General features: G+C 38.4%; 10 protein-coding genes and 1 pseudogene. 1 reads left to right on the top strand and 10 read right to left on the bottom strand.

Annotated features, from left to right (window positions below; translation table 11 throughout):
* Window positions 1–36 precede the first annotated feature (36 nt).
* The 10 genes and pseudogenes from cas7c to QME45_10115 form a co-directional block, all read right to left on the bottom strand.
* The gene (gene cas7c, locus QME45_10070) at window positions 37–936 is read right to left on the bottom strand and encodes a type I-C CRISPR-associated protein Cas7/Csd2 (protein ID MDI6619001.1); all 900 of its coding nucleotides are present in this window, start codon (window positions 934–936) and stop codon (window positions 37–39) included.
* Between the two features lie 75 nt (window positions 937–1011).
* Entirely contained in the window at window positions 1012–2994 is a 1983-nt protein-coding gene (cas8c, locus tag QME45_10075; GenBank protein MDI6619002.1) for a type I-C CRISPR-associated protein Cas8c/Csd1, read from the bottom strand.
* On the bottom strand, window positions 2991–3710 hold the full coding sequence (gene cas5c, locus QME45_10080; protein MDI6619003.1) for a type I-C CRISPR-associated protein Cas5c: 720 nt from the start codon (window positions 3708–3710) through the stop codon (window positions 2991–2993). Before cas5c ends, cas8c begins: the two co-directional genes overlap by 4 nt.
* An 11-nt stretch (window positions 3711–3721) precedes the next feature.
* A complete protein-coding gene (cas3, locus tag QME45_10085; protein ID MDI6619004.1) occupies window positions 3722–6199 on the bottom strand; it encodes a CRISPR-associated helicase Cas3' in 2478 nt (825 codons plus the stop codon).
* 70 nt (window positions 6200–6269) lie between these two features.
* Window positions 6270–6641 carry a CRISPR-associated endonuclease Cas3'' gene (locus QME45_10090; GenBank protein MDI6619005.1) on the bottom strand — a complete coding sequence of 124 codons (372 nt, stop codon included), beginning with the start codon at window positions 6639–6641 and terminating at the stop codon, window positions 6270–6272.
* Window positions 6642–6992: 351 nt separating this feature from the next.
* Window positions 6993–7466: pseudogene (gene thpR / locus QME45_10095) on the bottom strand (RNA 2',3'-cyclic phosphodiesterase).
* A gap of 166 nt (window positions 7467–7632) precedes the next feature.
* The gene (locus QME45_10100; GenBank protein MDI6619006.1) at window positions 7633–8469 is read right to left on the bottom strand and encodes a carbohydrate ABC transporter permease; all 837 of its coding nucleotides are present in this window, start codon (window positions 8467–8469) and stop codon (window positions 7633–7635) included.
* A 14-nt stretch (window positions 8470–8483) separates the two neighbouring features.
* Entirely contained in the window at window positions 8484–9365 is an 882-nt protein-coding gene (locus QME45_10105; protein MDI6619007.1) for a sugar ABC transporter permease, read from the bottom strand.
* An 86-nt stretch (window positions 9366–9451) separates the two neighbouring features.
* Window positions 9452–10783, bottom strand: a complete 1332-nt coding sequence (locus QME45_10110; GenBank protein ID MDI6619008.1) for an extracellular solute-binding protein — start codon at window positions 10781–10783, stop codon at window positions 9452–9454.
* 96 nt (window positions 10784–10879) lie between these two features.
* Entirely contained in the window at window positions 10880–13198 is a 2319-nt protein-coding gene (locus QME45_10115; protein ID MDI6619009.1) for a glycosyl hydrolase family 65 protein, read from the bottom strand.
* Between the two features lie 320 nt (window positions 13199–13518).
* Between QME45_10115 and QME45_10120 the strand changes: the two genes are divergently transcribed.
* Window positions 13519–14535 (top strand): LacI family DNA-binding transcriptional regulator, encoded by a 1017-nt coding sequence (locus QME45_10120; protein MDI6619010.1) that lies wholly within the window; start codon window positions 13519–13521, stop codon window positions 14533–14535.
* Window positions 14536–14628: the final 93 nt, after the last annotated feature.

The raw sequence follows: 14628 nt of genomic DNA on the forward strand, positions 1-14628 counted from the left end.
TCCGAGCATAAAGAAATTATATTTAGGAGCTTAAAGTTAATTGCCCTCTATTACTTCCGGTTGTAAATCTGCCAATGGAATAAGATTTATGTCATAATCATTAATATCTTTAGGATCAGTTACACCAGGCTTTAAGGTTACTTTTAAAGTACGGTGGACTTTTGCTGAAGAATATTGGCCGTTCCTGTCATTATGTTTCCACCAGTATACTCTATATACTTCCATGCTACCTTCCGGCCTTGCTGTGGAAGCGTCATTCTGGAACAAATTAACTATTGCATGCTTAATATCATCTGCATCCTCATCGGTAAAGCCGGTTATGCTTGCCAGTTGAGGGTTTATACTTCCATAAAATACATATACGCCATGATCAACCCGATGTTTCATACCCATAGTATCCGAAGCCTTCTTTTCGCCTTCGCCCTCATTATTGACACTCTTTGTTATCTGGATGCTGGTTAGACTTACCGGGCTTACACTGAATGCCGGATGTATAGAGACCGGTCCGCGTATCCCAATAGATACCGCTTTCTCATCATTCTGTTCTTCATCATCTTCATTCCCTCTACTGCTTCTCCTTGTGCTGGCTTTAAATGCGAAGACCTGCCCAAAAGCCCTGACATCCAGCCACTTTTTACATACTGCATCGCGGTATTTCTTTTCATCTTTCATATCAATGCCTTTTAGTTCTCCATCAAGCCTTGCCTTAAGGCTCTTATACTCGTCCACCTTATAATCATCCGATTGAACAAAAATGTTCTTCCCTGCCTCCAAGAGCCGGTTCCTTATCTTGCGTTTTATGCAAACATCTGAAATCTCTCCTATGCCATCGTAATTGACACGGGGCCTATTACCATTTAAAGGGTCTCCATTGGGGTTGGCATTCCTAACATTTATGATCACTGCAAAGTCAATTTTGTTTTTTAATGTTTCCATAAAATTTCCTCCTCATTGTTATTTTTGAATTTAATCCTAAAAAATGTAGCCATCAGGCATTCTTTTTTATACAGATTATTCACTTGCTGACTCTTTAGCAGTATCTTTCCGATCATTTTTCAATAATGATTCCCTCTGGCAGTGGTAACCAAGTAAGAATTCGCCGCTTAATCTCCTGTCAGAGACAAAATCCTCCGGCTTAAACATTGCCATTACCTCTGTTATCAGCTTCTCAATTTTATAAGTCTTCTTCTTTCCAAGCCTCATCTTATATGGTACTAACATTAGTTCAATATTTCGCCAGGTACTATAGGGATGATCTGCAAATCTTTGCATGAACCTTGCCGCGCTTGTAGGCCTTTTTTCGTCAGATTCATTTAATGCCCATTGCTCAAGGTTATCAGCAAGAGCCAGCAGCCTTCCGTATAGATAGTCCCTTGTTTTCCTGCTTTCATCTAATGACATATCATAATCCTCCTCTTCGTGAAATTTCCTATAAAGAGCACAAGCTATGCTGAGCGTTTTATTCCATTCCCAATTTTCCATGCCAATCCTGTTTGTAGCCCTCCGTACTACTGATTCAACAATATCCCTCGGAATCTTCTGTCCATCTATAATGCAGGGCAGAATACGCATAATAACTGACTTACGCAGTTTGTCATCAACCTTGCTGCCATAAGCCGCTTCGATGATATCATCCGGTGCCGGTGCTCCAACAAACCTGGTATATATTTTTTTCGCCTTTCCAGTATTTTTATCTATGACCTCCTTTTGGCGATAATCATGGATCCAGGAACATTTCGTGTGCCAATTATTAATTCTTTCAATGAATTCAGAACCGGTCAATTTACGGTATAAAGGCAATGACATCCTACCGGGAGTAGACGAGTCCAAACCAATAACCACAATATTGGTTGTGTCTCCTATGTCCAAACTATATCCGGCGATTCTCTTATTCAATCTGAGTGCAAATTCCTGGGCTGTCCATACTATCTGCCCCGAATCACTTTCTAGAGAATCCAATCCTATTAATGAAAATGTATCTGCCATAGGATCCGGTATTTCATTACCATTTATAGACCATGCAACAATTGCCTGCTCCCCCCTTTTATACCCCTGTCTTCCTATTAACCATCGGAGGATATTATGAGCCTTTTGAGTAACCTCAAATCCAACACTGCATGCCTGGTTAGCTGTTTTAAATCGTCCCCGAAAGGTAAAACCCTTTTTATCATTTGAAGAAATTAGTTTTGCCTTATCACCATCATTTCTTATCTTAGCAGGGTGCTGATCAGCTAAAGGAACATACTTTCCGGTGATCTGACAAAAAGCTCCTTCCCCTTTTGTGCTCTCATAATATTTTATCCAGCTGTCAAACAAACTCGAGTCAGTATAGACGGCCGGGTTGACATCATTGGGAGTTTCTACAGCCCAACGCACAAAGGCATTTGCCTGCCAGTTTTCGATTACACCAGTCTTTTTATTTTCCTTGCCTGGCAGTAGATCAAATATATCCAGTCCGCTTTCATCACCTTTCTTTTTGTTTGATGACCTGTTTTTAATTAATTTATTATTACTGTCAACCCATAAAACTTTACAACCAGTTAAGTCCTTTATTGCAGTTTCTTTTTCAATGTATTTCAAAATTGATTTTGCCTTCGGATGAGCAAATTCAGATTCACACCATTTTTTCAGTAGTTCATGATATTTCTCAAATGGTTCCCTGGGATTTGAAGCATATCCTCTTGTTACATCCCCACCATATTGTACGAAGTCTCCTGCTATGTATTGAAGTTTATCGCACAATGGGTGGCATTCAGGTTTTACTCCTGACCTTCCTCCTGACGCTTCAGTACATGGGACAATTGTCCTTGAATCAGATTTCGGTATCACTTTTGCCCGTTTAAAATTGCCGTCATTATCAATAATTATCTCGACTTGTGCCTTTTGAGTTGTGTGGCAGATAGGTAAAAGCGGTACTACATCTTCACCTGCATTAACTCCAATCATCCCCTGGCAGTTTTCATAGGTTTCATAAAGATCCTGTATCCAACTCATGGAGTTATCTCCTCCCCGGTATAACCATCCAAAAGATTTTCCTCCTGCAGTCCAACTGAAAAGATTGGGTTCGCCTGCATAGACCTGACAACCTTCTTCATTGAGCAGTTCTCCGGCCTGTCAAATACTATGATACCGTTTTGCATTACAGGCCTCCAGAAACGGGACTTAAGAACATTCTCCCCAGATTCATCCGGGTAATCGAAGCCATGAAACATAAGCCCAAATGCCATCTCACCGTACTGATCATAAAATCCTTCGCCCTGCCCAAATATGCATGGTTCCACATAGCCCTGGCATTCCCGCGCCCCCAGGAAAATGTCCCTCCTGCCGCCCCTTTCTATCATGCGTTTTGCAATAAAATAATGTTTGTTTTCATTTCTGTCCTTTTCCATATCTGCCCTGTTCATATTCCACTCAAAATGTGCCTGGACCTGATATTCAACATCAGAGAGATAGGTATAAATGGCAAGAGTATTGCCCCCGTTATAATTTATGGGCCTCATATTTTTAGACTGGGTCTTTATGGCTTTCATTATCCTTACCTTATCTATAATCCAGACAATAGTGGGCTTCCAATACACTGATTCAAGAATTCCCTTCAAGGCTTGGTACGTTGGTATCTGGTAGGAACATTTCTCCCCACCTATTTTTGTAAGCGGGTCGGTAAATAGTGCATATTTGCCATAAACTTTAAATTCAACTATGTTTTTCATACTACACCTCCTTAAACATTTAATAATTCCATTTCATTAACTTTGGATGTGCTCATGCCAAATTGCTCATTGTAATACTGGCTGTCCAGGTAAAAAATGCCTGAACCTTCCTGAGTCTCATAAACAATTTTCTTTTCAACCAACTTATCAAGCATGAATGCAAGTACATTCACAGAATACCGCTGGGCCTCTTTTAGCAGGCTGTATTGCTCTTTCAGGTGCTTTGCAGCACAAAGCTCGTTGATAATCCTTTTTCCTTCTTCACCATAAGGTACTATTATGCCCCGGGTAGATGAGTCTATTGCCTGAAAAATCTCAGATGCTGTTTTGAAAGATTGGCGAAGTGGTATTTTAAGTGCAGGTTTATTTATTCTCCTGTATGCTTCAACTGACAATTTGTTTGTCGACAGTAATTCAAACAGGTTATCATTCCTTCCTGCTTTTGATTTACTTTCTATGGGATAACTCATTTCATCTGACCGTTCATAAAAATAATACTTGTAATACTGTTCCATGGCGGCCGGGCTTAGAATGTCACCATCAAAACGTTGAGGATCGGATTTATATTCATCAAGTACACGCAGCGACTTATCTGCACCAAGCCTGATGTCTGCCAATTTGTCAAGGTTTTCGTCCTTTGGGTTTACAATTAAGACATCTCCTACAGGTCTTATTCCATTTCTATTACAGCGCCCTGCAGCCTGGGCAATTGAGTCAAGTCCCGCAAGATACCGAATAACTGTGCCAAAATCAATATTTACACCCGCCTCAATCAATTGGGTACTGACGCATACTACAGGATTTTTATTCGGCAGGCATTTTTTAACATCATCTATAACTTTGAGTCTATGAGCAGGGCACATGTTTGTACTGAGATGATATATCTTTGTTCCGAAAGGTAACTGGAGCTGCCTGTAAAGGTTTGCTGCAGATTTTTTTGTATTTACAATGATTAAGACACTCCCTGTTTCATTCAATTTTTGTTCTGTTAAACCAGCTACCTCTAAATCCGTCCAGCCTCCTGCCTTTATCATGTTGCAAACATTAACCCGTTTTAGTTTTTTAAATAATTCCTCAACATTTGGCACCATTTGCCGATCTTCTTTTATAGGCAATGCCCTATACTCCGGTTTTATTTTATTTAGGAGTGGCTGGGTAGCAGTGCAAAGCACTACTGTCGAACCACATGATTTAACTAGAAACCTTACTGCTAAATTAAAAAGATGGACGCATCTCACGGGTATAGTCTGTATTTCATCAAAGATAATAACTGCATTTGCCAGTTGATGCATTCTTCTTGCGCTCCTTGTCCCATAGCCAAATAAAGCTTCAAGAAACTGGACCATTGTTGTAAATACTATAGGAGCATCCCAATTTTCAGCCAACAGTTTTTGTTTTGAACTCTCTTCCTCCGGAGTTAAATTGGAATGATGTTCAAGGACTACATTATTAAGAAACTTCCCATCCTTATCTTTTTCCTCTAAAATTTCACGCACGGTTTGAGCATTCTGATCAATTATTGAAGTATAAGGGATTATGTAAATAATACGGTCCATTTTATACTTTTGTGCATGATTTATGGCAAAACGCAAGCTGGAAAGTGTTTTGCCTCCTCCTGTAGGTACAGTAAGTTGATAAAGACCTTTAGGTTTGCTTGAAAAGTCCAGACAATCCCTTGATATTTCTTGGCGTAGTAAATCCACATTATTGCTACACTCAAATTCGCTCAAATGAATTTCCAGTCTACTACTCAGAACACTCCAAGATATATAATCTCCTTGATTTCTTTGCTCTGCATTCTCTGGAAATTCGAAGTTTGCTGTGTTAATTCTGTCTGCATCAATTAAACAGCTAAAAATGAATTTAGTTAACAGCCCTACTTTGAATAATAATGTTTCTTTAGAATCATTTTCTTCCTTTAAATTTATTAATTTCTCATTTAATTCATTGATTAGCGATTTATCTTTTATTAATTTTTCAATCTTCTGTTTAATATCAGTATTTAAATTTGATATGCATTCTGCGGTATGTGTTTTTTCATCTGGCTTGCACATTCTTTTCGTAAAATTATCAGTACCGTCAGGAGTTAAACAATCTATTAGCCCTGAGTGATGTGAAGCAATAACTAAACACAATATTTGTATAGGCAATAATTCTTCATTATTTTGTTTAGTAAAATGTAAATATATTGCTTGAGCACCGGCACTAGAATGATCTATCTTACCTTTATTTCCTTTAGCATCTATGTAATCATCTTCATCCGAATCAATCAAACCTGCCGCAGATCGAATATAACGATCAAATTCTGAGCTTGCTTTCCCAAGGTCATGCAACAGACCTATTAATTCACCTACTTTTTTTAATCCCAATTCTGATGTAAACTGTGCCGTTAAAATTGAAACTTCATTAAGATGTTCCCATAAATCCTGTTTTGTCTTGTCCTTTTCACGACAATGAGCTATAAATTCCATTTTGATATCCTGTTTCATATTTTTTATGACTACCCCCAGTTTGCTCCACTTCTATCTTGGAAATACTCGCTATTATACTCTTTATATCTTAATTATAGACAAGTATATTTTTGTTAAACCTGTTCATTAACCCGCTCTCTGCTGACCCATAGTCCATAAGTCCTGAATGATGCCCACAAATTACATAGCTCAGCATTGTCCCAAATGCTTTACCGAGTAATTTCTTTGCTTCAATTGCACCGGCAGTTGAATGGTCCACCTTTGGTCCGTTTTTCAGTAACCTGTTTTGAAATTCATCGCTGTTTTTGCCTATATCATGGAGTATCCCGCAGAGATATCCGAATTCTCCTGCTCCAAAGCCGCCAGAATACATAGACGCAAACCTGCCTACGTTATGAAGATGTTCCCTGACAGTTTGATATTCACCTTTTTCGTTCGAATGTGCATAGTATTCCATCATGAGTCACCTTTGTTAAAAGAGTTATCTTGTATAGATGTAATATTCTATAAACAAATCTAAACTCCTCTAAATTTTTGATTTTTCAGACTCATTACTCCCAAATGTGTATTCCTGCAAAAAAACACAAATAGCCCTTAGCGGACTATTTCCATATGTAATACAATATTTAAAAAGGAGAATCTATGCTTATATAGTATCGTCCAAAATTGACAATTCTGTATTGAAAATATGAATATACTATAAACTTTGAATCCTTTTTACGACCTCTTAATGACATCCGTATGAATCATATGTCATACGCCTAAAAAAGCAGCCCTCATCGAACTGTTCTTTTATATCATTGGGACAGCATCATTTCCCAAGCGGTATCCTTTTGATCGTCTCATATGTCCTCCTGCAGCCTTCCTGGCTGCTTTTTATTATGGAAACGCTGAATACCGGAATGGTTATCATCGGCAGCCTGTTTATATTCTCACTCAGCTTTCGGAGCTCATCATTCAATACGACATCCTGGGCGATCGTGATGTGGGGCATGAACTCTCTATTTTCCCTTTTGAAACCCGAATCAAAACATGCGTCATCAACCTCAGCAAAAAGTCTTTGCAGCCCCTCCGTGCCGTCAACTATATCCATAAAAGCAACCCTGAGACAGTCCCTTCCTTTAAAATTGCCTATCCTATGGGCCGTTATATCAAACCTTTTTACATCCATATTCAGCATCATACGCTGATAGATCCGCGCTATGTCCTCTTCCTCTGCATCCCTGAGAAACTTTAAGGTCAAGTGGAAAAATTCTTTATGTACTTCCATCTTCCTTTTACGCTGCCGGACCTTACGATGTTCTGAACCTGGATTATGCCGTTCCTGACTTCATCCGGAAATTCTATTCCTATAAATATCCTTATTATATTCTCCTCCAATAATATTTAAAAACATTATTATAATATAATAAAAGCCAGCATTTCTGCTGGCAAATATTTTCATTAATCAATCAACCTTTTATTCCTGATGAAACAACGCTTTCCTGTACCTGCTCCTGGGCGAATGAATATATTATTATACCTGGCAGGACTGCTACGGTAAGTGCTGCAAACATTTCGGTATAATTGTAGGAGAATGCTTCGTTGAAGAATCCCATTTCAAGCGGAAGAGTTCTAATCTTTGCAGAGCTTGTAAGGAGCATTGCATAGAAGTATTCATTCCAGTAATTCAAAAACATGAGGACACCTGATGTTGCAAGCCCTGATTTTGCAAGGGGTAAATTTATATTCAAAAATACGCGCAGGAAACCTGCTCCTTCAATGGATGCCGACTCATCGAATTCCTTTGGAATCGACATGAATGTACTCCTTAGAATGAACAACGACATGGCCATGCCCATTGACAGATATACGAGTATAAGAGCAAACCTTGTATCATAGATGTGAAGTTTTAGTATTATCGTAAATATTGGCTGCGCTTTGGTCTGGCCTGGTACAAGTAACGTCATCGTAAACAGTATATAAAACAGGTTCTTAAATTTAAAATCATACTTGGCTATCACATATGCAGCCATTGCATAGAGAACTACCGATATCGCGGTTGCCGTAAATGAAATTATAAATGAATTAAACGTATATGTTAAAAAGTTGTACTGGGTAAACACCTTCTTGTATGGCATAAAATTTATCCCTGTGGGCAGCGAAAATGGGCTGCCAAGTATCTGCGCATTAGTCTTAAACGAGGATACAATAATCCAGATAATCGGAAATATCGAAACTATCACTGTAAAGGCAAGTACAATATATACAAAGATGTTATATCCCAATTTCGATAATTTTTCTTTCATATTATACCTCCTCCTTAATAAACGCTGTCATTCATTCTAAATACGCGATATACCAACAGCATTGTTAGTATACCAAGCAGAAGCATGATTACCGATGCAGCATTTGCATATCCATGGTTATTATCGTTTATTGCATTTACCATTATCAAAGGTATATTCATCGTATCATTGCCAGGGCCTCCGCGGGTTGTCAGCGCGATGGATTCATACATTGATATACGGGATGTTATTGAAAGTATGACGCCAGTACCTATTGAATTCCGGCACAGCGGCAGATTGATTTTCCATGTCATATACCATCCTGATGCACCATCTATACGGGCTGCTTCCTCTATGTCGGATGGTATCGCCATAAGGTCTCCCAATACCAGAAGTGTTACTATTACCGCATAAAATACCCATGTGAATGTTACAGCCCAGAATGCATATGGGGATTGGTAGAACCAGTTGACTTTGAATTTCGGGTCAAACCACCTTATTATACCGTTTAAGATACCGAAATCATTATTGAATACAAACTTGTAAATCATTGCCCATGCTGCTGCAGAAATAACATTTGGGACCATGAATACGGTACGGACAAATTTCCAACCATGGGGCTTTTTATATAGCAGAAGCGCTATCATAACACCAAATCCAACGTGTGCAGTACCTGCTAATAAAGACCATTTGAGTAAATTAACAAGCGATATTCTGAATGTATCGGCTTTAAAAAGCTTTAAATAATTCTTTATTCCTGTAAAAACAGGGAGATTGGCCCCGTCCCACTTTGTAAAACTTGTGTATAACAACGTCACTATTGCCCATAAATAGAATATGATAAAAATCACAATGGTAGGAAGGAGAAATGCATATATCCAAATTGTATCCGTTTTCTTCTTGCTCATTGTTTTCATAATATATACCAGACTCCTTTGCTCATTAATATATCGAACAATCAGCCCGCCCAATATTGAGCAAGCTGATTGTTCAAGATACGAGTTTACTTTGTTGCCTGAGCCTCTGCTGTTAACTGCTTGCAAAAATCTGCCGATGATAATGAACCGTCTATTAGTTTGGGAAGCAATTTGCCAAATGCCGGAGCCTGAACAGAGTTAGGAATTGCATCGTCAAATGACGGGCAAAGTATTGTATCCTTTGTTATTGATGTAGCAAGCTCGTTTAAAAGCCTGTTATCCTTCTGCTTTGTAAGGAATGAATCACTCATCTTCATATTTGGGGCAACTCCGCCTTCTGCAAGTATCCAGGATTCGACTTCGGCCTGGGAGGTTGCAAATTCAAAGAAGGCAAGTGCAGCCTCTACCTGATTTTTGGGAGTGTTGGCAGGAATCCAGTACCAGTAACCCATGTTGTTTGCAAGTGCAACATTTCCAGGATAAATATCAGATGTTACCTGGTCTCCTGTAAACCCGTTGCTCCACTTGCCTTCAGCCCCTTTTGAGAGGTCTCCTACCATCCATGAGCCGTTGAATATCATTGAAGCCTTCTTGCTCATAAATGTATTCGCAGCATCTGCATATACGGCGCCGACTGAGTTTGGCGCAGCATTATTCTTAAAGAATTTCTGAAGTATCTCTGCAGATTTAACAAAAACATCTCCTGTGTAGTCCGTTATCTTCGTCTTTACTCCGTTTGTCAGTATATCTTTTCCACCAGGCTGATTGGCTATTATCGCGCTGAATAAAAGCTGTGTTGTCCATGCATTTTCACCGGTCATAAGGGCCAGTTTGTTATCTCCGAGGGATGAATAGAATTCATCAACGGACATGTCCCTTATAGCCTTCGATGGCTTATACATTGTATTGTTATAATACAGACCTATAGGCCTTGAAACAACCTGTGGTAGGCATACAACTTTTCCATCTACAGTATCATAATCCAACGAATCCTTTAAAACAACATTTTTAAGATTTGGCTTACTATTCAACCATGACGAAAGATCATAAAATTTATTGTTCTTTATGATATAATCCTGAAACCACTGTGTATCTGCGCCGTTTACTATCGGAGGAAGTTTATCCTGTTGTGCCAGCTGTTTTATTTTATCATTATAGGAATCCTGAGGCACTTCCTCAATGTTGATTTTATATTTGCCTTCGTATTTCTTGTTAAATCTATCTACCTGAGGCAGGAAAAATTTAGCTCCTACATTTTGTCCTGTTCTGTAGTCAGGTATATTAAGTACAACCGGGCCCTTTGATGTAGACTTTGAATTACTGTTATTTGATTTGGAACATCCGGAAAAGACTCCTGTCAGCATAAACGCTGATAATGCAACACATAAAACCTTTTTAATAGCAAACCTGCTTTTCATTAAACAGAACCCCCTTTTATAATTTATTAAACAAAATAAAGACAAAACTTTCCTCCTTTCCAGTTTTTAATTATTGATTTATGTAAATATTTAATTTTACTGCCCTCGACTCATACGGCTCAAAGCTTGTCTATCTCCTGTTTCAAGAGAATAATCCCTGCCGCATATGCTCAAATCAATTCTGTTTCCCTTCTCCAGAGCCACCGTAACTGTTTCTTTGCTTATATCCACAGTTAGGATACATCCTTTCCAGCATATCTTATACGAGAACCTGTTCCACTTTTCAGGCATCCATACGGGATTTATACAGACCTTACCCTCGCTGCTTATGCTGAGCCCGCCAAATCCAAACACGGCAGCCTGCCATGTACCTCCTGCACTTGCCATGTGGACTCCTTGGGATGTATTGCTCTGATTATCATCCAGATCAACCATTGCAGCACGCATCAAATACTCATAAGATTTTTTATAGTTGCCTACCACAAGTCCCAGGATACAATATATACTTGGGCTCAAGGAGGATTTGTGCATTGTCCTTTTCTCATAATACTCGAAATTGTTCTTCTTTACTTTAAGCGAAAACTCTTCACCAAGTATGTACAGGAGCATTACTATATCCGCTTGTTTTATCAACGTATAATCATTCAATTTCACCATATCGACTCCCCTTGGGAATACGGGCATGTTGTTCATATCATATTCTGTAATCACATAATCTTTTAATTTGAAATACCCCTCAAACTGTTCAAATACTAAATTATCATTTTGATTAGTGATAAATATCTTTGAAGCTATACACTTCCACCTCTTAACTTCATCCCCAGTCAGATTAATCTTTTTTGAAAGCCTGCTGTAATGCTCCGGATATAAATTTTTAATCATATAGAACAATTCTATCCCCTTTTGCATGTTCCATCTGGCCATATAATTTGTAAACATGCTGTTATTTACATGCTCATGAAATTCATCAGGCCCTATTGCGTCATTTATTTCGTACCTGTCATATCCCCTGTTATATTCAACCACGCTAGCCCAGAACCTTGATGTTTCGAAAATTATTTCAGCCCCGTAATTCAAAAGGAAATCCATATCACCTGTAGCCCTTACATATTGCAGGATGGCATACACAATGTCTGAAGTTATATGATATTCTATGTCGCCTGTCCATATCCTGACCGGCTTGCCTTTATAATCAAGTCCCCACCTTGGAGTCTCCTCCCTGCCAGTATCTGCACTCTCCCAGGGATACCTGGCTCCTTTATACCCGCCTGCCCTAGCATTTTCCCTGGCCGCGTCAAGCGTATTATATCTATAAAGTAGCAGACTTCTTGCAGCCTTTGGATTGTTATAGATGTAAAATGGCAAGTTGAATATCTCATTGTCCCAGAACACATGACCATTATAACCTTCTCCATGAAGCCCTTTGGCTCCGAGGCTGGCCTTTTCATCATCTGGATTTACCGAAGACAGCATTAGGTAGATATTAAATCTGATGGCCTTCTGTGCCTTCTCATCACCGCTAATACAGATATTGGAGACCGACCACATTTTATCCAAGCTATCAATGCTATTCTTAAATTCATTGTCCATTCCACGATTTATAAACCTGTCAAGCTCATCTTCGGCAGCTTTCTGTACGTTACCTTTCGATACATCCCTAGATGTATTTACGGCCACATACTTTTCAATTGTATATTCCCTGCCTTTCTCTCCATTGAATTCTATTGTTTGTACAACTTTATCCCCAATGTCTAAAGCCTTTCTGCGAAGCCCAACACTTTTGCCGTTACTGTATATTTTTAAGGTTGATGCAAATCCGGCGCTGTATCTATTCTCTTTTGTTTTTACCTCCAGATAGATGGGAGAATCATCCTCTGTTCTTGATTTTATGCATCTGTAATGCTTGCATTCATCCCAAACCGTCTGCTGGCCGTTTATGGTACATGCATCGATTATGTTCCTTACGTAAATACTTGCGTTGTAATTCACAGGCGTTAATATATAGCTCGTTCCCGCCAAGTGCCTATCGCTATAACTGCAGAACCTACATCCCTCAATAGCTGTAATCCTCATTTTGCTGTCCTGGATGATTATCTTCGTATAAAGAGCGCCCTGCTTCATATCAAGCATCCTGTAAAATTCAAGCACATTGCACTCTTTATAATCTACCTTGTCTCCATCTATGTAAAACTCAAGACTAAAAAAATATGGCATATTGACCAGTTGTGATATGGCTGCATCCGATTTATCAAAAATTCCTGCTATGTAAGTACCCGGGTTCTGGTGCTCTATGTCTGACCCAAAGGTCCCTCTCGCTCCCATGTACCCATTTGCAAGAGTAAAACATGATTCATATTTTTCATCATAAATAAAGTCTTCTTGTAGGATTAACCATTCTTCATTTGAAAGTTTCAAAGTTTGCCTCCAATCCGCATAAAAAGCTCTAAAAACTAATGATGTCTTTGCGGAATCATTGATTAGATATAGATATCGAAAGTTTCGAAAGTACGAAACTTTATTTAAGGATAACATTATTTTTCTTTGTTGTCAATACTATTTTAATAATCATCCAAATTATCTGATAAATAGTTTGCATATGGTAATGAAAGCTAATCCTGCTACAACTTTTTAATATTTATTTTAATAATATATGTACAAAAATTATAAATATGTTAAACTAAAATTAACGAAATAAATTAGACTTTTAGATATGGAGCGTGGCCGCCTTGGGAAAAATGAATGACATTGCAAAAAAAGCAAATGTAAGTATTTCTACTGTTTCTAAAGCCTTGAACAACTATAGCGACATAAGTGAAAGCACAAGGCAAAAGATACTTGAAATAGCAAGACAAATCAATTATCGCAATGTGGAACCTACAAAAAATCCACAATCTAAATCAATAAAAAATATAGGACTAATCTTTTCAGGATTGAAAGATTCCGACAGCAAGGCAGATAATTTCCCTTCTGAATTTATTGGAGCGTTAAGGGCATGTCAGAAGTATGGGTATGAATTGGTGGTCCTTAATACTGATTCCATAATGCAAACTTCCAGGTCCCTTTCAGATTTGTGCAAGAAATTTAATTTGTTAGGGTTTGTAATAGCTGGGCTGACTATCTCAGATGTATATTATAATGAAATGCTCACCCTTGATATACCGAGTTCTACAATAGACCTTGATATGATGATGTTAAATGATGACGATTTGAATAATGATTATATTTCAATAGTAACAATAGATACCCAGTCGGCCATAAACGATGTAGTAAACCTGCTGTACCAGAAAAATCACAGGAACATAGGTCTGATAAATGGTTATGCAAATGCTGAGATATCAATCATAAGAGAACAGGCATTTATAAAGGCGATGAAGGGCAAGGATCTTGAAATAAACGAAGATTATATAAGAAATGGAGACTTTACAGAAAAAAAGGCCTACGAAGAAGCCAAATATCTTTTCACCGTACATCCTGAAATAACAGCAATATTTTGTGCCTCCGATCTCATGGCCCTTGGGGTATATGAAGCTGCCAAAGAGTTGAATAAAAGGATACCCGACGACATTGCGATAGTAGGTTTTGACGGCATTCAGTTGTGTCAGTACCTGAATCCACCGCTGACTACCGTAAAACAGGATTTCAAAGCCATGGCTGCGTATGCAGTAGAAAATATAATAAAGAGAATAAACGGCCAGAGTATGAGCAAAATATGCATAGTCCCATACCAGCTTGTTATAAGAGGAAGTATATAATAAATTGCAATTATAAAGAATAACAATACTCGACATGTGTGTTTGTTGCAAAATAAAATAGGACAAAGTTGCAGAAGAAATTCCCCACTTTTG

It is taken from the genome of Clostridiales bacterium (assembly GCA_030016385.1).
Taxonomy (GTDB): Bacteria; Bacillota; Clostridia; order Clostridiales; family Oxobacteraceae; genus JASEJN01.